We start from the raw sequence: 18,244 nt of genomic DNA, 5'->3' as shown, positions 1-18,244 counted from the left end.
AATATTCAGGTGAAAAAAACAGTTATTTCTTATATACACTCTTTAAATGCCTCTTCTAATGTATCCATTCCATATTTCACTTGTTCTTGCGTCATAACTAATGGTGGTAAAAATCTAATTACATTCCCAAATAATCCAGCATTTAATAATATAACTCCTTTTTTATAGTATTTATTAATTATTATTTTTACAATATCTGCTGCTGGTTCTTTAGTTCTTCTATCTTTAACAAGTTCTACACCAATCATAGAACCAAGACCTCTTACTTCACCAATTACATCATATTTTTCTTTCATATTATTAAGCCGTCCAGTAATATATTCTCCAAGTTTAAGTGATTTTTCACACAAATCTTCTTTTTCAATTTTTTCAATTACTTTAAGCGCTGCTACACATCCAAGTGGGCTTCCACAATAGGTGCCACCAATTCCACCAACACATGCTGAATCCATTATTTCTTTTTTCGCAACTACAGCACTTAATGGTAATCCTGCCGCTATAGATTTTGATAATGTAATAATATCTGGTTCTATACCATAGTGTTCATGTGCAAACATCTTACCAGTTCTTGCAAATCCAGCTTGTATTTCATCTACTATAAACAATATGTTATTTTCATTACAGATTTTTTGTAATTCTTGCATATACTTTGCTGTTGGAACTACAAATCCACCTTCCCCTTGTAATGGTTCAACTATTAAACATGCTATCATGTCTGGAGAAATTGTTGTTTTTAGCATTGTTTTTAATTTGTTAATACATTCATCTGCATATTCATCTTCTGACATTCCACTTGGAGCTCTATATGAATATGGATAATCAAATTTATAAGTATCTGGTACAAATGGTCCAAAACCTTTTTTATAAGGTACATACTTACTTGTTATTGACATAGTCATATTTGTACGTCCATGGAAAGATCCTGTTGCTGAAAGAATTCCAGTCTTCTTAGTATAAGTTCTAGCTATTTTTATTGCATTTTCTACAGCCTCTGCTCCACTATTTGCAAGCATAACTTTCTTTTCATAATTTCCAGCTGTTATTTCCGTTAATTTCTTAGCTAGAGCTCCATATGATTCATATGTCACTACATTATATCCTGGATGAATATATTTTTCTGTTTGTTCCTTTATTGCTTTAACTATTTCATCATCACAATGACCAACATTTTGAACACCAATTGCTGCTGCGAAATCTAAAAATACATTGCCATCAACATCTTTAATTAAAGCTCCTTTTGCTTCAGAAATAGCAATCTCTGTTGATACAGATACTCCATTTGCTACATATTTCTTTCTCTCTTCTATAATTGCCTTTGACTTTGGTCCTGGTATTGAAGTTACTAATTTTACATTTGTTTCTTCTATCATTTTGAAGCCCCCTAATTTAATTTTGTTATTAAAATTTTTTATTATAAACTAGTTGAATTTTTGCATCTTCTTCTCAACTAATTTTACTAATTGTGAAAGCGGTAAGCTTAACATAAGATAGAATATCGCTAAAAGTGTATATGATTCAATTGTTAAAAATGATTGTGACGCATAACTTTGTGTACGTAATAATATTTCATTAACTGAAATATATGCCAAAAGTGAAGTATCCTTTAACATCATCACCAAGTAATTTCCAAAAACAGGGACTACATTACGTAGTGCTTGTGGGATAATTATTCTAGATAATACTTGATTATTAGTAAGTCCAAGTGCTAATGCCGCTTCTGTTTGTCCAGCATCTATTGATAGCATTGAAGAACGAATAACTTCTGATATATAGCAGCCATAATTAATTCCAAGACCTATTGTACCTGCAACCACTGAACTTATTTTAAATTGGTATCCTGGATTCCATAGCTGTCCTATTATAGATATTAAAAGTGGAACTACATAATACATATATACTAATTGAACCAATAAGGGTGTACCCCGAATGAATTCTAAGAAAACTACTAAAATGCCTCTTATCATTTTAACTTTACTAGTACGACCAATTGCCATAAAAAGTCCTAAAACAATTGCTAATAAGAATCCCAATATTGTTGTTTGTATTACAATCCAAAGACCATCAATTAATGAAGGCACTAGATATTTAAATGCAGTGCTAAAATCTAAGTTAGCTAAAATGTTCATATAAGTTGCCTCCTTTTTTTTAAAAAGAATCCAAATGGATTCTTTTTATATTCTTATTTATCTGAACTATTACCTTCTTCAATTGAAACGAAATAGTCTTCATTCATTCCATATTTCTCAAGAAGTTTAAGGATTGTTCCATCTTCTTTCATTGCATCAATTTGTTCATTTACTGCATCCAATAAAGTAGTATCACTTTGTCTAACAGCAGCTGCTATCATACCAGAAGATTCAGATACATAAGGAGCTAATATTTTCAAATCAAGACTACTATCTTGTGCTAATGTGTATCCTGCAACCATACCATCAGTTATGCATGCGTCAACTTTTCCAGTATTTACAGCTAACATTAAATCAGATTGACTTCCAAATATCGTTACCTCTTTTACTAAACCCTCTGCTTGCCATTTTTGTGCTGTTTCTAAGAAAGCGGTTCCTTTTTGTCCCCCTAATACTGCATTTTTTAAATCATCTTTACTCGTGATCTTTGAATTAGTAGGGATGATAATAGCTTCTCCCTCTTTGTACCATATGTTGGTAAACTGAGCTATTTTTTTACGTTCCTCTTTAACATACATTCCATCTGTTACAATATCTACACTACCATTATTTAATTCAACCAATAAGTTTTCAAATGGAATCTGTTTCATTTCAACGTTTGCAATACCAAGTCGTTTTGCAACCTCACCTATAATTTCTGCATCAATTCCTGAAAACTCATTTGTTTTAGTATCTATAAAAGCAAATGGCGCATCATTTGATGAAGCAACAGTTAGTACCCCTTTTTCTTTTGCTGTTTCTAATGTATCTTTTTCCTTATCACTAGAGCCTGAACCACACCCAGCTATTATTCCAAGACAACTCACAACAACAACAACTAAAACTAATAATTTTTTATACATTTTTTTCATATTAATCTCCCCTTTTCATAATTATTTATTTTTATAGAACATATTATAATAACTAATTTAATACTCTTGCCAAAAATTCTTTTGTTCTTTCATTTTTAGGATTGGTAAAAATTTCTTTTGGAGCTCCTTCTTCGACGATATACCCCTTGTCCATAAATATAACTCGGTCAGCTACATCGCGAGCAAAGCCCATTTCATGAGTAACAACTACCATAGTCATGCCATCTTTTGCTAACTGTTTCATAACATCTAATACATCCCCAACTAACTCTGGATCTAAAGCCGATGTTGGCTCATCGAACAAAAGCATTTTAGGTTGCATTGCTAATGCTCTTGCTATAGCAACTCTTTGTTGTTGTCCACCTGATAAAGTTATAGGATAAACATGAGCCTTGTCTTTTAACCCCACTTTATCAAGAAGTTCTAGAGCAAGAATCTCTGCTTCTTTTTTATTTTTCTTCTTTGTAAGCAAAGGTGCAAGCATAACATTTTCTAACACTGTATGTAGTGGAAATAGATTGTATTGTTGAAATACCATTCCGATTTCTTCTCTTATTACTCTAATATCCACAGTAGCATCAAGAATGCTAGTGCCCTTATAATACATTTTGCCGCTTGTTGGAATTTCAAATAGATTTAAGCACCTTAGAAATGTACTTTTACCAGAACCAGATGGTCCAATAATACATACAACTTCCCCTTCTTGCACATTTAAACTTATATTTTTTAGAACTTCTAAATCACCAAACTTTTTTGATAATTGATACACGTCATACATACTCTCAACTCCATTTCCTAGTAATATAACAAAAAGACGCACTGTTTTTTATTTCAGTGCGCCTTTGCATTTACTATTAAATTATTCGCTTGTCTAATATTAATATATTACTGATACTTGCTTTTCAAACTTTCATACACTCTTAGGCGCCAGTGCCCACGAGTAATTTTAATATATAATTTTACTTTTTCTTAGCTATTGATAATAAATTCTATACTAAGAATCTAATTTATAGTCATTAACGAATTAAAAGGCGTCTTTATTTTTCAATAAAGACACCTTTGTCTAAATTTATAATATTATATTGTAATTTATAAAGCTAGTACCCTACGGACAATATTTTAGTGCATAGTGCACAATACATAGTGCTCAATGCACAATTATTATAATATCCTCCTTTTTATGCTTCCTTGTAATATAAGCTCACATCTTATTATGGAATATATTACTTGAATAACATAGTTACATATATATATAATATAAATTATGAGGTGATTCAGATGTTTACAGATAAAAGATTGATGGAAGCTTATAATAATGCCAAAGTAGAATACTTTGATGAAAATTCAAGATACATATTTTTTAGTGATTCTCATCGAGGAGATGGAAGTGTTTCTGATGAGTTTTCTAGAAATCAAAATATTTACTTGCATGCCCTAGACTACTATTTCAATAATGACTATGTTTATGTGGAGGCTGGCGACGGAGACGAACTTTGGGAATATTCCAAATTTAAGCATATAAGATCAGCTCATAGTGATATATTTTTGCTCCTTAAAAAATTTTTTGATGATAAAAGATTAATCATGCTCTATGGCAATCATAATATATATTTAAAGACCAAAGATTATGTTAGTAAACACTATTACAGTTTTTATGATGAATATAATCAGGATATACATGATCTTTTCAAGGAAATTATTCCATATGAGGCACTGGTATTGAAACACAAAAGTACCGGGCAGGAAATTCTTACAGTTCATGGGCATCAGGGAGATTTTATAAATGACCAGCTTTGGATTGTATCAATGTTATTAATGAGGTATTTCTGGAGATACATGCATGTAATTGGTTTTCATAACCCTTCAAGCCCTGCTAAAAACCTATATAAAAGGCATAAAATCGAAAAAAACTTTAGAAAATGGATACAGAAGCATAAAATGATGCTTATCTGTGGTCATACCCACAGACCAAGGTTCGCAAAACGTGAAGAGGTTCCATATTTCAATACTGGATGCTGTATACATACCAAAGGCATATCCGGTATTGAAATTTTAGAAGGTAAAATACTGATGGTAGAATGGATAATCAGAGCTGATGAAATAGGAGTTCTTCAAATTAAAAGAAATGTGATGAGAGGGCCAGAGCCCATTGAGAATTATGATTTTAAGACTAATGAATTTTTATCCGATAAATAAGCTCAAATACCGCATTATTCAGAAATGGATTCGCGGTATTTTTTTATTATTTAAGAATATCTTAATATTACTCTAATACTTACAAATAGAAAATATATTATGATATTATTATATATATACATTTGATATTAATATAATAATTAATTCACTTAATAAATAATATCAATTAATTACTTATGAAAAAGGGGACACTATGGCGAAAAAAATGAACTCCAGAAACAATAACACAATATATGGAATACTAAAAAGAAAGATAATAAAGCTATTTAAAACGATATTTTTATTACTTGTCCTTGCATGTATTGGATATGCATTAATAGCTTATTTAAGTAAGGATGACATTATCAAATTAAATGATTCACAAATAAAGCTATATATAGATTCAGCTGACAATGTAAGTAAAGGAAAACTTCAAGTTAATTGGAAATACTTAGCTGCAATTGATTGGGTTAGAAATGATAAAGATCTTTCGCAATTAGATGATAATAATATACAAGAATTGGGACAAACATTTTTAGATAAAAATGATTCAGAAGATAAATATATACTTGTAAGTTTAGAGAATATACTAAATGACTTGACCTTTAGTAATTCTGAAAAAAAACATACTTATAAATATATAGATCAATTAGAATTTATAGGTTTAGTTGAAGATAATTTAGAAACAGATTCATCATCTAAAAAGTTTATTGATGAAATTTCACCAGAAGCCATTAAATTATATAATAAATATGGAATTCTTCCTTCTATAACAATATCTCAAGCTGTTTTAGAATCTAGTTGGGGAAAATCAGATTTAAGCGTTAAAGCAAATAACTTATTTGGAATCAAAGCTGATACTAGTTGGAAAGGGAAATTTGTAACTATGACTACATCAGAATATTATGACGATGTTATAATAAGTAATTTTAGAAGCTATGAAAATAAAGTAGACTCTTTAGATGACTATGGAGCATTTATTTCAAGTAATAAACGATATACAGAACATGGGGTTTTTAATGCTTCTCAATATATAGATCAAGCTCAATCTCTTGAAGATGCAGGATATAGCACCGATCAAGACCAACATGGAAATACTACCTATGCTGATTTATTGATTGACATAATACAAGAAAATGATTTGCAACTTCTTGACAATAAAGCCCAAGGTCAATAATAGTAACTAAAAGGAGGATTTTCAGCTGTTCATTCATGATCTCTTTTATCTTATATCTTATATCTTATATCTTCTATTCTATATAAATAAGCTCACATCATAATTTTCATATTATGATGTGAGCTTATTACTATATAAAAGTAACTTCTAATGGATCTCTATCTACCAACCTCTTATAGCTATACTTAGGATATCCGACCATAACAGCACCTGTTATCTTCTTTCCGTCTGGTATATTGAATAATTTAATCATTGGAGAATTTTTAAGTAATGCAAAAACTTCAAAAAAGCCAGCCCAACAGGATCCAAGGCCCAATGATGGAGCATATAATTCTAGATAAGCCAAAGAAAAAATAGAATTCTCTCTTCCTTTTGAAAAGTTTTTATCGGCAATAGTTAAAATAATGTTTGGAGCACCACGCAAAACCACATCAACTCCATCTTCTCTATAACTACTTATAAGTTTTTTAAATTTATCACTAAAAGGGGAATCTTCCATAAGCTTAATAGTGAGTTCAATAGCTTTTTCAACTAATTCTTTATCCTCAACTATCACAAAAGATATACCTTGCATATTACTTCCAGTAGGAGCGAATCTAGCTATATTAACTAATTTAGTTAACTCTTCCCTAGATACTGATTTTTCCTTATAAGTTCGTATAGAACGACGTGTTCTTAAAAACTGTTCAGCCTGATTCTCATCTAGTATTTCAGAATCTTTTATATCAACTTGATTTACTAAAGGTGTTCGGCTATTATCTATAGCTTTTGTAGGACATATAGCTACACAATGTCCACATGCAATGCAAGATGCTCCCTTTACTTCTTCTGGTCCCTTTTCTCCCATTTCAAGAACATATGATGGACATTCCTTAATGCAGATCTGACATTTAATACATTTTTCTTCATTTACAGTTATAATACTCATTTTCTTCATCCCCTTGGTAAAAAATATTTTATGTAACATATGTTTCAAAGCCATTGTTCAAAATATAACTATTTTTAGGAGCTTGGAACACAATAAGAAATAAGTTTAAAATATCTACAGAGGAAGCCATTGCATTAAATATAATTAGAAACACAATGAATCCATTTAAAACGTTACAACCTCCTAAGATAATTGGTAAAAGAATAGATAATATAATTAGTGGCATAATTGAAATTATGATAAATCTAGTCTTTGATATCTTTTCTGTAGTAGCCACAAACCCACCATTCAATGTAATCCCCCAACAAACTTTATCTGATTTTATGAAGTTCGGAATAAATATCATATGAATTAATTCATGTACTATAATCAATATAAATGATGCTACAATAAAATATATTATATCCAAAAGGTCTATGACTATAGAAAAAGAATCATTAGCAAAAATATTTGCTATAGGATTGTAAAATTGAATAGTAATGAATATCGCAAGTATACCATTTATAATCATAAATGGTATAGAAGCTAAAATAGCAGTAAATAGATTTTTAGGCTCTTTTATTTTTGTCCAACCATCAGCTACTAATTTTTCTGATAATCTCTTATCTGTGGCTGGAATTTTTCTAACAAATTTCATATTCTTACTCCTTTATTATAGGATTACTAAAAATATTTAAACTCTAGTAAACTTGTGAATTAATTTTCAAATACATATCCTTATTGTAGCATATTTTTCCATTTGTTAAATTATATTTCCCATGTTTTTTCACTTAGAAAAAAGGCATTAACTTTATATTAGTTAATGCCTTTACATTTATATTATGCTAGCCTCCGATTTTTATAGTGATTCCTTTATTTTCTCCAATACCTAAATACTTATTTAATTCCTTCTTATCTAACATTTTCATATCAGCAAATTGATATTTTCTATCTATTTGCTCATATTTATTTTTACCTAGATTATGAAAAGGTAACAGATGGAGTTCCTTTATTTTATATTTACATGCTAAATCAATAATCTCATTTAATGTTTTATCATTATAATTAAATTTAGGAACTACCGGAACTCTTATAATAACTTTATTTGGATTTTTTGATGATATATACTCCAAATTACTAAGGATTTTTTCTAAGTCCCCCCCTGTAATTTTAAATAACTTTTTCTTATCAACATGTTTAATATCAAATAGAAACAAATCTATATATGGTTCTGCTTCTATTATTTTGCTAAGATCTACATTTCCTGTTGTTTCTACTGCAATATTCAGCCCTTTTCTTTTACTTTCTTTTAACAAATTTAAGAAACCTTCATATTGAACAAATGGTTCCCCACCAGAAATTGTTATCCCCCCATTAGAATCATCATAATAATCTTTGTCTTTCATAACTTCAAGCATAATTTCATCTATACTTTTGTTTTGTCCAGAGAAGTGTATAGCATTTTTAGGACATACATCTCCACATACCTGGCATTCTCCACACAGATTTTGGTTAAAAACTAACTCATTGTCTATAAATTCAATTGCTTTTTTAGGACAATTTACTAAACATGTTTTACATTTCGCACATTTATCTTCAAAATACATCAATTGTTTTCTAATAATTTGTGATTCAGGATTAGCACACCAAGGACAAAATAAAGGACAGCCTTGCAAAAATACTACTGTTCTTATTCCTGGTCCGTCATGAAGCGCAAACCTCTCAATTTCCATAACTCTTAACATGGTAAATCATCCCCTTATTTAAAGGATAGTTTTGAATTTAAAACTTCTATTGTTATATTGTTTCATCCATATAAAACACGACTTAATAATTCTTGCTGTATATCTGCACCTAAATTTACGAAAATCGCACTAAACCCACTAACTCTAACAATTAAATTCGGATATAATTCTGGGTGAATTACTGCATCTTCTAAAATTCCTTTATCAACAACAGTTACCATCAGTTGACATCCACCTTTTTTAAAATATGTCCTAAGTAGAAATTTTATTTTTTCTCTATCGTCATTAAACATAGTTGGTGTAAATTTAATATTTTGAACTGACCCACCATGATATTTTGCATTAAACTTTGTTAATGAATTTAATGTAGCTGTTGGTCCAGATTTATCAGCACCACCTTGGGGATTGTTAGCTGGATTCATATACATACCTTCTAATCTTCCATCTAAGGAGGCCCCAGTTCTACTACCCCATTCAGTATTTAATTGATTATTACTTATAACAATTAAGTAATAATCCATTTCATTTTTAAGCCCTCTATCTCTAATTCCCTTTGCTACATATTCATAGAAATCAATAGCTAAACTATCTACTGTTTCCAAATCATTACCATACTTATCACAATCCAATAAGTCTTTTCTAATTTCTTCATATCCTACAAAGTTAGCCAAAGCTGCTTTGTGCAATTCCTCAAGGGTATATTTTTTCTTTTCATATACTAAATGTTTTATTGCATATAATGAATCAGAAGTATTGATATTACCATAAGTTTCATTTGTTCCTCCTAAATATTTTATACCTCCATCAAGGACTGCTTTTCCCCTTTTTATACAGTCATCCATTAAAATACTTGTAAATAAAAATGATATTTCTTTATTCATTAATCTATAAGAATATTTTTGTGCTTTTATTGATAAGTCAAAATAATAGTCTAATAATTCTAAATACTGACTATATAAATCTTCAAATGTTTTGTATTCTGATAGTGGTTTTATTTTTATTGCTCCACTTTTCTTTTTATTATCTACAGGATCAACACCTTCATTTAATGCAATAGTTAAAAGTTTCAGCAAATTTATGCAAGCGTTTGGTGTTCCCGTACTTTGACCTTGAATTACAAATTCTCCACATCCAAAAGGAACATATTGTTCTGCAGTTTTCTCATCAACATTCATTGAATGCATAACTGCGGGTATATTTACATCATCATTATACAAAGTAGGATAAGTTGCACCTTGTCCTAATGAATCTAAGGCTAAATCAAAAATATCCTCTGGAGTATCTTTATAAATCCTTAATGTAAATTGTGGTTCAACATACTTACAATCTTTGGTTACATTAAGTGCAATTCTTGTAAATAAATCTGCTGCTTCAGGATTCTTTCTTCCTTTTCCACCAGTAATTATTCTTCCATTTACTGTAGTTCTTCTGTTTTCAATCATGGTCCATAAGGATTTTAAATATTCATAAGCATCATCTTCAGTAATTACATTATTTTCTAAATCATTTTTCAAATATGGTCCTAAATAATCGTCTAATCTGCCATAGTTAATAACACCAGCTAATAATGCATATAACCAAAATAGCTGAAGTGCTTCATGGAAAGTTTTTGGTTTATTATCTTTTATATTTTCTAAACTATTATAAATAGTTTCTAATTCTTTCTTTCTTTTTTCATCAGCAGTTTCCATATGGCTTTGCAACATAACTTGAAGATAACTTGCTGACTTCACAAATAATTCCAAACTTTGCAAAGAAGCAATATAGAAATTATTTTCTTTGTCATTTTCTAATTTTTCATTAATTAATTTTCTTAATCCACCAATTCCTAAATCTAATAATTTAGGATAATCTAACATCATTCCACTAAGTCTTGCAGTTGCTATTAGTGGATATTCACAATCTATAAATCTCCCTATTGTGTCCTCAGTTAAAACATCTTTACAATATAACGTTTTCACATCATGATCTAACCAATAGTTATATAAATCATCAATACGTTTTTTCATACTTTCATCATCAAATTGTTTTTGAAATTCTCTTAATTTATTAAAAACACAGTAATGACCTACTCCCCCTATAGATGTTACACATCCAAAACCTATTGGTAAAAAATCTATTCTACCTATAATTCTGTCATTATCCTCTATTTGGCGGAAAAGTGTTGGATATAATACTTTCAGACATTCTATCTCTCTAATTTCCTTTGGCATATTTAATGTATTTTTATGAGTCTCTGTGTATTTTTCCATAATTTCTAATTGCTTTACCAAAGATTTTTCACAAGGTAATTTTTTGCTAACTTCAACATTCTGAATTCCATCTACATTGAATTTCACCATATTAATGTTTGCTCCTTTCTGCCTCTCTCCAATTTGATTGATATCCATTTAATAAATCAACAAAACGTTTAGCAGTTAAATGTGGTCTTGTTATAGCACTACCAACAACTACCGAATGAGCGCCTAAATATATACATTTCATTGCATCTTCCGGTGTATATAAATGACCTTCCATCATGACATATGCATCATCTTTAAAATCCCTGCACATTCTTGCAAATTCTCTTAAATTAGGTTCTTCTATATTTTTTGTTTCCTCTGTATATCCATATAAAGTCGGTGCTACTATATCAGCCCCTAATTCTACTGCTCTTTTTGCTTCATCATAATTTGAAACATCTGCAAAAATTATAGCCTCTGGAATTTCCTTTTTTACTATTTGTAATAATTCAAAAGCCTTTGTTTTTTCATGAGTTATTTGGCTTGTACAATCAAGTGCTATAATATCTGCTCCTGCTTCCCAAACTTGTTTTGCTGATTCTAATGTGGGAGTGATAAATACATCTGTATCATCATTCCATATTTTATATAATCCTATAATCGGTAAATCTACTTTTTCTTTAATTGCTTTAATTTGTTCTGGTGAATTTGCTCTAATGCCTACTGCGCCAGCCCATTTAGCAGCCTCTGCCATTTTCACTACTATATCATCAGTATATATTGGATCATCTTTTTGTACTTGACAAGATACTATTAGTCCATCTTTTAGTGATTCAATAAGTTCTCTTTTTCTCTTATTTACTGTTTTCATTTAACATCTCTCCCTTATTAATAATCTTGAATATATCTCAAAGCAATTTCATAATTAATTTGTTCTTGTCTTAATTATATCAGCTTTATTTTCATTTGTAATCATTTTTTATCATTTTTAAACATTTTTTTAAATGTTACCACAGTTTGGCTTAATAAAGTTAAAAATTCCATTATACAGAAAATAAAGGTAAATACTCACATTTGTTTTATCAAATCGAAGTATTTACCTTTAGTAATTTATTATAATATCTACTGCTATACTAATATAAAATTTCCCGGAATATTTTTCTCATTTGAAAAATCATTACAGATAACATAATCAAAAGAATCTAGAGTTTTAAATTTATAAAATCCTCTTGCTTCAAATTTAGTTGAATCTATTAATAAATAGCTATGTTTTGCGTTTTTCATAGCTATGTTTTTCATAGTAAGACTTTCAATTTCTGTAGTATACGCAGTGTTTTCATTTAAATCAATTCCTGCACATCCAATGAAGGCATGATCAAAGTGAAAATGGTTTAATACATCTTGTGCAATGGGCCCTACACTCATACTATAATAAGGTAAGTATACGCCTCCAACAATAAAAATTTCTGCAATCGGATTTTTTATTTTATTAATAATTAAATGATTATAAGTAACAATTTTAACTTTTTTACAAGCTAAATAATTAATTAACGGAACTAATGTTGTTCCTCCATCTATAAAAACACAATCTCCATCTTTAACATATTGTGAAGCATATTGTGCCACTTGATTTTTTTTATCCATATTTATATTAGATAGCATTTTTTCTTTCATTGTAAGTTCTGCACTATCTTCTGAATAAAGTAAATCCTCTGATAAAGTTGCTCCTCCAAGAACCCGTTTTAATTTGCCAGCTTTCTCAAGTGTTTCAAAATCTCTTCTTACAGTAGCTTCTGATATATTTAATGTAATTGCTATTTCTTTTAAATTAGCTATTCCTTTTTCATTTAAAACTTTCATTATATACATTCTTCGCTCTGAAGCTATCATATAAACACTCCCTTTGATAAAATTATAATTTATAATTTTATCAAAGGCAAACATTTTTTTGTATTATATTTTCAATTACCTTTATCATCTCACTAATGAAAGAGATCTTAAGTAGAATAATTTGAAATTCCAATTAGGTCCATCATCTTACAAAAAAGGAACAATTTATATATATTATAAATTGTTCCTTATATATTATTTGTTTTTTTGCCTTATACATTTGTTTTACCAAACTGTATTTTTATACAATAACTACTGCTTTAATTAAATCCTTTGGTTTATCCTTCATTAATAAAAGAGCTTTTTCTACATTTTCAATACCTTTAAATTCATGTGTAACTAATCTACTTAAGTCAACACGATTATATAATACTAAATCTCTTAACATTTCCATTCTAAGACGTCCCCCAGGACAAAGTCCACCTTTTATAGTCTTATGTGCCATACCACATCCCCATTCTACACGAGGTATTTGGAGATATTCTCCACTACCGTGATAATTAATATTTGCAATTACTCCACCAGGTCTAACCATAGCTACTGCTTGTCCTAACGTTTCAGTACCGCCACCTGCCATGATTACACGGTCAACACCATGTCCATTAGTTAACGCCATAATTTGTTTAACTATATCACCATCTTTGTAATTTACAATATCTGTTGCTCCATAAAATTTAGCTGCTTCAACACAAGCTGTTCTGCTTCCTACCCCTATAATTCTACCTGCTCCACGTAATTTAGCACCTGTCACTGCCATCAATCCAACTGGTCCAATACCTATTACTACAACGCTGGATCCCATTTGTATCTCTGCCAATTCTGCCCCATGAAAACCAGTTGTCATCATATCCGTTATCATAACTGCACTTGATAAAGATATTTCCTTTGGTAAAAATGCAAGATTCATATCTGCATCATTCACATGGAAATACTCAGCAAATACTCCATCCTTGAAATTCGAGAATTTCCATCCTGCAAGCATACCATTTGAATGTTGGTGAAAACCTGCTTGAGCTTCTAATGACCTCCAATCAGGAGTAATCGCAGGAACTATAACTCTATCTCCAACTTTGAAATCCTTAACTTCACTACCAATTTCAACAATTTCACCCACTGCTTCATGGCCTAAAATCATATCATGCCTATCTCCAATTGCACCTTCAAAAACAGTATGTATATCCGATGTACATGGAGATATAGCTAAAGGACGTACAATTGCATCATACGGACCTGCAACTGGACTTTCCTTTTCAATCCACCCTACATTATTAATACTTAACATTGCAAAACCTTTCATAATAAAAGCCTCCTTCTAATTTAGGAATACTGACTTGTTATATATATAAGCAACTATCATGCCAGATATCCTTTTAAAACTTATTTTTGGCTTTACATATTTTCTATACAAGCAAGTACCATAATTAGAAATATAATATAAATTTCAATCTTTATTATATTTTTCTAAGGTTACAATTTTTAAAAAAAGTGTTGTAAAAAACAACACTTCTAGAATAAATATTGTTTTATTTTACAACACTGTTGTGTTTTCATACACTGTGCGTAATCTTATATTTCTTTATTTTTGCATACAAAGTACTTCTATTTATTCCTAATATTCTACAAGATTTAGTAATATTCCCTTCACAGTTATCTATGCAAACTACTATTGCTCTTTTTTCTAATTCTTCAAGTGAACACATATCATATTCTAAGTTTATACTACTAGAATTGTTTCGTTCTCTTACTAAAGCTTTATTATCAAAACTAAAGGAAGTATTTCCATCCATATTTACGATGTTTTCAATGCAATTTTCTAGTTCTCTAACATTTCCTGGCCAATTATAATTTAAAAGCTGTTCATATATATTTTCTCTTATTCTTGGAATAGATTTTCCTAGTTTAATTGCTTTAATTTTCAAAAAATGCTGTATAAGAATTTCTATATCTCCCAATCTTTCTCTTAGCGGTGGTATATATATTGGAATTACACTTAATCTGTAATATAGATCATCCCTAAAAGTTCCCTTTTCCACTTCTTTTTTCAAATTCTTATTAGTAGAAGCAATAATTCTTACATTTACATTAATACACTTATTGCCACCTATTCTAGTTATACACCCTTCCTGAAGTACTCTTAAGAGGTTTACCTGCATGTCTAGTGGCATCTCACCTATCTCATCTAAAAACAATGTTCCTCCACTTGCAAGTTCAAATTTCCCTGCACAACCCCCTCGTTTTGCACCAGTAAAAGCGCCTTCCTCATATCCAAAGAGTTCACTTTCTATTAGGCTCTTAGGTATAGCTCCGCAATTTATTGCTACAAAACTATTGTTGCGTCTATCACTATTATTGTGAATAGACTGAGCAATAAGTTCTTTTCCTGTTCCACTTTCTCCCTGAATAAGTACCGTAGATGGGCTATTAGCTATATTCTTTGATTGTTCTTTTAATCTTAAAACTTCTTCACTGCCGCCAATTATATCCTTAAATGTATACTTAGCTGTTCTACCTATATACTTGTTAACCAAATTATATATATTTTGCATATCCTTAAATATCCCTACCATACCAGTTATATTTTCATCCTTATCTTTTATAGGATATACATTTAAGTTAAACCTTTTCTTTTTATCCGAGTATATAATCTCCCTGTCTTCATATGATTGTCCACTCTTAAGTTGCCCGAGTATATATTTCCAGTTATCTAATACAATATCTACATTTTTATTTATAACCTCTTCTTCTTTAATGTTCATCATATCACAGGCGCTATTATTTATAGCTTTTACTATTCCTTCAGTATCAACAGTAAAAATTCCTAGATTTAAGGAGTTCATAACTTTATTTAAATATTGATGGGCCTTAAAGAGCTCCTTTTGAGTCTTTTCAACCTTCAAGTGATTTTCTATGGATTTTACACCTGCCACAACAAGTCCTAAAGTATGAGGATGTGCTAATTGACGCCCTCCAGTTAGATTAAGACATCCAATTATATCCCCTTCTTCACTATGGATAATAGCTGAGGAGCATGTCCACACATGAAAAACCTTTATAAAATGCTCTTCTCCAACAATCTGAAGCGAGCAATTTTCATAAATAGCAGTGCCAATGCCATTAGTACCCGCACTTTTTTCACTCATATCTGACCCTTCTACAATTCCCATTTTGGTCTGGTCTTCTATTATATCTTCATCACCTATAATAGTAAGAACAACCCCATTTTTATCTGTAAGATACAATGAAAATCCTGATCCTTTTAAAAAATCATAAAGTATTTCCATAAATGGTCTAGCTATTTTTATTAGTTGGCTATTTCTTCTTGTAGTTATATTAAATTCTTTCTTTTCAAGTATCCTTGAAGGACATGATATATTTTTTTCTACACCATATTTACTACATCTATTATGGGAACTATTGATTATTTCATGATATATATCTATCTGAAACATTTAATATTACCTCCCTAATTCAAATATCCAGTATTACCTGTACATATAAATTCTATGTTTTCTATTTTTAAAATCTTCTTAATTGATTCTTTCTGCAATCTTGTATTCATATTTTGCAACATAAAGAATGGTTTCACTTTACCATTTCGTATAGTCAATGTATCTCCAGTAAATAGAATACTATCATTAACCAAGTATGACACAGAACCCGGAGTATGTCCTGGAGTCAGTAATGAATGAATTCATTACTGACTTTTGTATTTTTATAATAATGTTGTGCAACACTTTTTTATATTGATAATTAATCTATAATTTCATATCTTTCATTAGATAATGCTTTTATTGCATTTTCTATATCTTTATCTTTAACAAGTATATAATCCGTATCATATGTAGAAATAGCAAATATACTTATTCCCATCTGGAATAACAAAATTTATTATCCTTGTCAATATCATAATAATATACTTCTCTTCAGTTCCAATGCAATTATTTTTATTCTCTCCAAACTTCATCTATTACATTATCTATCTTATCTTTAGCTTTTTCTATAGCCTCATTTTTTTCTTCTTCTGTAAAACCAGTTCCATCAACTAGTAACTCTTCAATTCTCTTTATACCCATTGTACTCATTATATCATGTACATAGTTTAAGCCCTTATTAAGCACCATTCTTAAAATCCAAGGTATATTTCCTCCAGAAGATTGAATATATACCATTCCTCTTGGCTTATCATTTAATAATCCTTCTATTTTATTTTCTTTAATACTTATAGTTTTTCCATCCATAACAATACAATCTATATATTCTTTAAGTGGTGCTGGAAATGATAAACTCCACATAGGAGCTGCAATAACATACATGTCAGCCTCTTTAAATTGATCAGTAAGCTTAACTATTTTATGTACTTCTTCTTGCTGCTTTTTATCTAGCTTATTAAAATCTTCTTCATTAATCATTGCATTTCTTTTTTCAAAATACTGATATTCTAAACGTGGTATATGACAATCATAAAGATCTAATTCCTCTAATTTAAAATCACTATGTATCTCTATAAATCTGTTTACAAAAGCCCTTCCTACTGTTTTACTTGCTGACATTTCTTCTGGTTTTGAATTTACTGTTATATACAATAATTTTTTCATTTCTTTCACCTCTAATAGTTACTTCACTTATTAGTATTCCACTCATTTAATTACTTACTCTTTCTATTTATATTTATTTTTGATAATTCATCTAATTATTCTAATGAATACATATATATAAGATTAAATACTATAAAGGCGGATATATCATGGATTATATATTAACCCTAGTTTTTCTTTGTGATAATGGAAAAACGTCTTCAATTAGCATAGATTCCGTTAGTCCAACTATTTCCGCAGAAGAGGTTACTACTCTAATGGACACTGTAATCGGAAAAAATGTAGTCAAGACTACAAATGGTTTGTTAACCGGCAAGTATAATGCTTACTTGACTCAGAAGCAAGGTACTAAATTTACTATTATTAAGTTTTAAAAGTAAGCGGTTAATAACTCGTCACGTTGACAGTCATTAACCGCTTATTTTCAATCCTTTTTATTTAAATAGCATTCAGCAGGAAGATTACTCCATGGAAATAGTGATTTAAATAAATCTGG

The 18,244-nt window shown here is 29.8% G+C and carries 16 protein-coding genes and 1 pseudogene; 3 read left to right on the top strand and 14 right to left on the bottom strand.

Annotation, left to right across the window (positions count from 1 at the left end):
* Window positions 1–29: 29 nt before the first annotated feature.
* The 4 genes from gabT to CLVI_RS12040 are packed head-to-tail and all read right to left on the bottom strand — an operon-like array spanning window position 30 to window position 3,815.
* The gene (gene gabT, locus CLVI_RS12055; protein ID WP_106060378.1) at window positions 30–1,370 is read right to left on the bottom strand and encodes a 4-aminobutyrate--2-oxoglutarate transaminase; all 1,341 of its coding nucleotides are present in this window, start codon (window positions 1,368–1,370) and stop codon (window positions 30–32) included.
* A gap of 48 nt (window positions 1,371–1,418) precedes the next feature.
* The gene (locus CLVI_RS12050; protein WP_106060377.1) at window positions 1,419–2,126 is read right to left on the bottom strand and encodes an amino acid ABC transporter permease; all 708 of its coding nucleotides are present in this window, start codon (window positions 2,124–2,126) and stop codon (window positions 1,419–1,421) included.
* A gap of 53 nt (window positions 2,127–2,179) precedes the next feature.
* Complete coding sequence (locus CLVI_RS12045) at window positions 2,180–3,037, bottom strand: substrate-binding periplasmic protein (RefSeq protein WP_106060376.1); 858 nt, start codon at window positions 3,035–3,037, stop codon at window positions 2,180–2,182.
* Between the two features lie 52 nt (window positions 3,038–3,089).
* Window positions 3,090–3,815, bottom strand: coding sequence for an amino acid ABC transporter ATP-binding protein (locus tag CLVI_RS12040; protein ID WP_106060375.1), 726 nt, complete (start codon window positions 3,813–3,815; stop codon window positions 3,090–3,092).
* A gap of 500 nt (window positions 3,816–4,315) precedes the next feature.
* On the opposite strand from CLVI_RS12040, the gene CLVI_RS12035 reads away from it, so the two are divergent.
* Together CLVI_RS12035 and CLVI_RS12030 are read left to right on the top strand one after the other, a co-directional pair.
* The gene (locus CLVI_RS12035) at window positions 4,316–5,233 is read left to right on the top strand and encodes a metallophosphoesterase family protein (RefSeq protein ID WP_106060374.1); all 918 of its coding nucleotides are present in this window, start codon (window positions 4,316–4,318) and stop codon (window positions 5,231–5,233) included.
* 193 nt (window positions 5,234–5,426) lie between these two features.
* Window positions 5,427–6,389 (top strand): glycoside hydrolase family 73 protein, encoded by a 963-nt coding sequence (locus CLVI_RS12030; protein ID WP_242980684.1) that lies wholly within the window; start codon window positions 5,427–5,429, stop codon window positions 6,387–6,389.
* Window positions 6,390–6,519: 130 nt separating this feature from the next.
* On the opposite strand, the gene CLVI_RS12025 is transcribed toward CLVI_RS12030, so the two are convergent.
* The 10 genes and pseudogenes from CLVI_RS12025 to CLVI_RS11980 all read right to left on the bottom strand — a co-directional run bounded on the left by CLVI_RS12025 (window position 6,520) and on the right by CLVI_RS11980 (window position 17,748).
* Window positions 6,520–7,317: a nitroreductase family protein gene (locus CLVI_RS12025; RefSeq protein WP_106060373.1), complete on the bottom strand. Its 798-nt coding sequence runs from the start codon at window positions 7,315–7,317 to the stop codon at window positions 6,520–6,522.
* A gap of 28 nt (window positions 7,318–7,345) precedes the next feature.
* A complete protein-coding gene (locus tag CLVI_RS12020) occupies window positions 7,346–7,954 on the bottom strand; it encodes a metalloprotease family protein (protein WP_106060372.1) in 609 nt (202 codons plus the stop codon).
* Between the two features lie 187 nt (window positions 7,955–8,141).
* On the bottom strand, window positions 8,142–9,041 hold the full coding sequence (locus CLVI_RS12015; protein ID WP_106060371.1) for a glycyl-radical enzyme activating protein: 900 nt from the start codon (window positions 9,039–9,041) through the stop codon (window positions 8,142–8,144).
* A 62-nt stretch (window positions 9,042–9,103) separates the two neighbouring features.
* Window positions 9,104–11,383, bottom strand: a complete 2,280-nt coding sequence (locus tag CLVI_RS12010) for a pyruvate formate lyase family protein (RefSeq protein ID WP_106060370.1) — start codon at window positions 11,381–11,383, stop codon at window positions 9,104–9,106.
* A gap of 1 nt (window position 11,384) precedes the next feature.
* A complete protein-coding gene (locus CLVI_RS12005; protein WP_106060369.1) occupies window positions 11,385–12,134 on the bottom strand; it encodes an N-acetylmannosamine-6-phosphate 2-epimerase in 750 nt (249 codons plus the stop codon).
* Between the two features lie 257 nt (window positions 12,135–12,391).
* On the bottom strand, window positions 12,392–13,153 hold the full coding sequence (locus CLVI_RS12000) for a DeoR/GlpR family DNA-binding transcription regulator (protein ID WP_170065657.1): 762 nt from the start codon (window positions 13,151–13,153) through the stop codon (window positions 12,392–12,394).
* Between the two features lie 241 nt (window positions 13,154–13,394).
* Complete coding sequence (locus CLVI_RS11995; RefSeq protein ID WP_106060367.1) at window positions 13,395–14,450, bottom strand: NAD(P)-dependent alcohol dehydrogenase; 1,056 nt, start codon at window positions 14,448–14,450, stop codon at window positions 13,395–13,397.
* Between the two features lie 250 nt (window positions 14,451–14,700).
* Window positions 14,701–16,602 carry a sigma-54-dependent Fis family transcriptional regulator gene (locus tag CLVI_RS11990; protein ID WP_106060366.1) on the bottom strand — a complete coding sequence of 634 codons (1,902 nt, stop codon included), beginning with the start codon at window positions 16,600–16,602 and terminating at the stop codon, window positions 14,701–14,703.
* A gap of 301 nt (window positions 16,603–16,903) precedes the next feature.
* A pseudogene (locus CLVI_RS11985) lies at window positions 16,904–17,035 on the bottom strand (ACT domain-containing protein); the annotation flags it as partial.
* 62 nt (window positions 17,036–17,097) lie between these two features.
* The gene (locus CLVI_RS11980) at window positions 17,098–17,748 is read right to left on the bottom strand and encodes an FMN-dependent NADH-azoreductase (protein ID WP_106060365.1); all 651 of its coding nucleotides are present in this window, start codon (window positions 17,746–17,748) and stop codon (window positions 17,098–17,100) included.
* Between the two features lie 149 nt (window positions 17,749–17,897).
* Between CLVI_RS11980 and CLVI_RS18115 the strand changes: the two genes are divergently transcribed.
* On the top strand, window positions 17,898–18,122 hold the full coding sequence (locus tag CLVI_RS18115) for a DUF2922 domain-containing protein (protein ID WP_106060364.1): 225 nt from the start codon (window positions 17,898–17,900) through the stop codon (window positions 18,120–18,122).
* The last annotated feature ends 122 nt before the right edge of the window (window positions 18,123–18,244 follow it).

The sequence above is a fragment of the Clostridium vincentii genome (assembly GCF_002995745.1).
GTDB classification, from domain to species: domain Bacteria; phylum Bacillota; class Clostridia; order Clostridiales; family Clostridiaceae; genus Clostridium; species Clostridium vincentii.
Note: the sequence above shows the minus strand (reverse complement) of the source record. Positions and strands in the feature narration are given on the sequence as shown.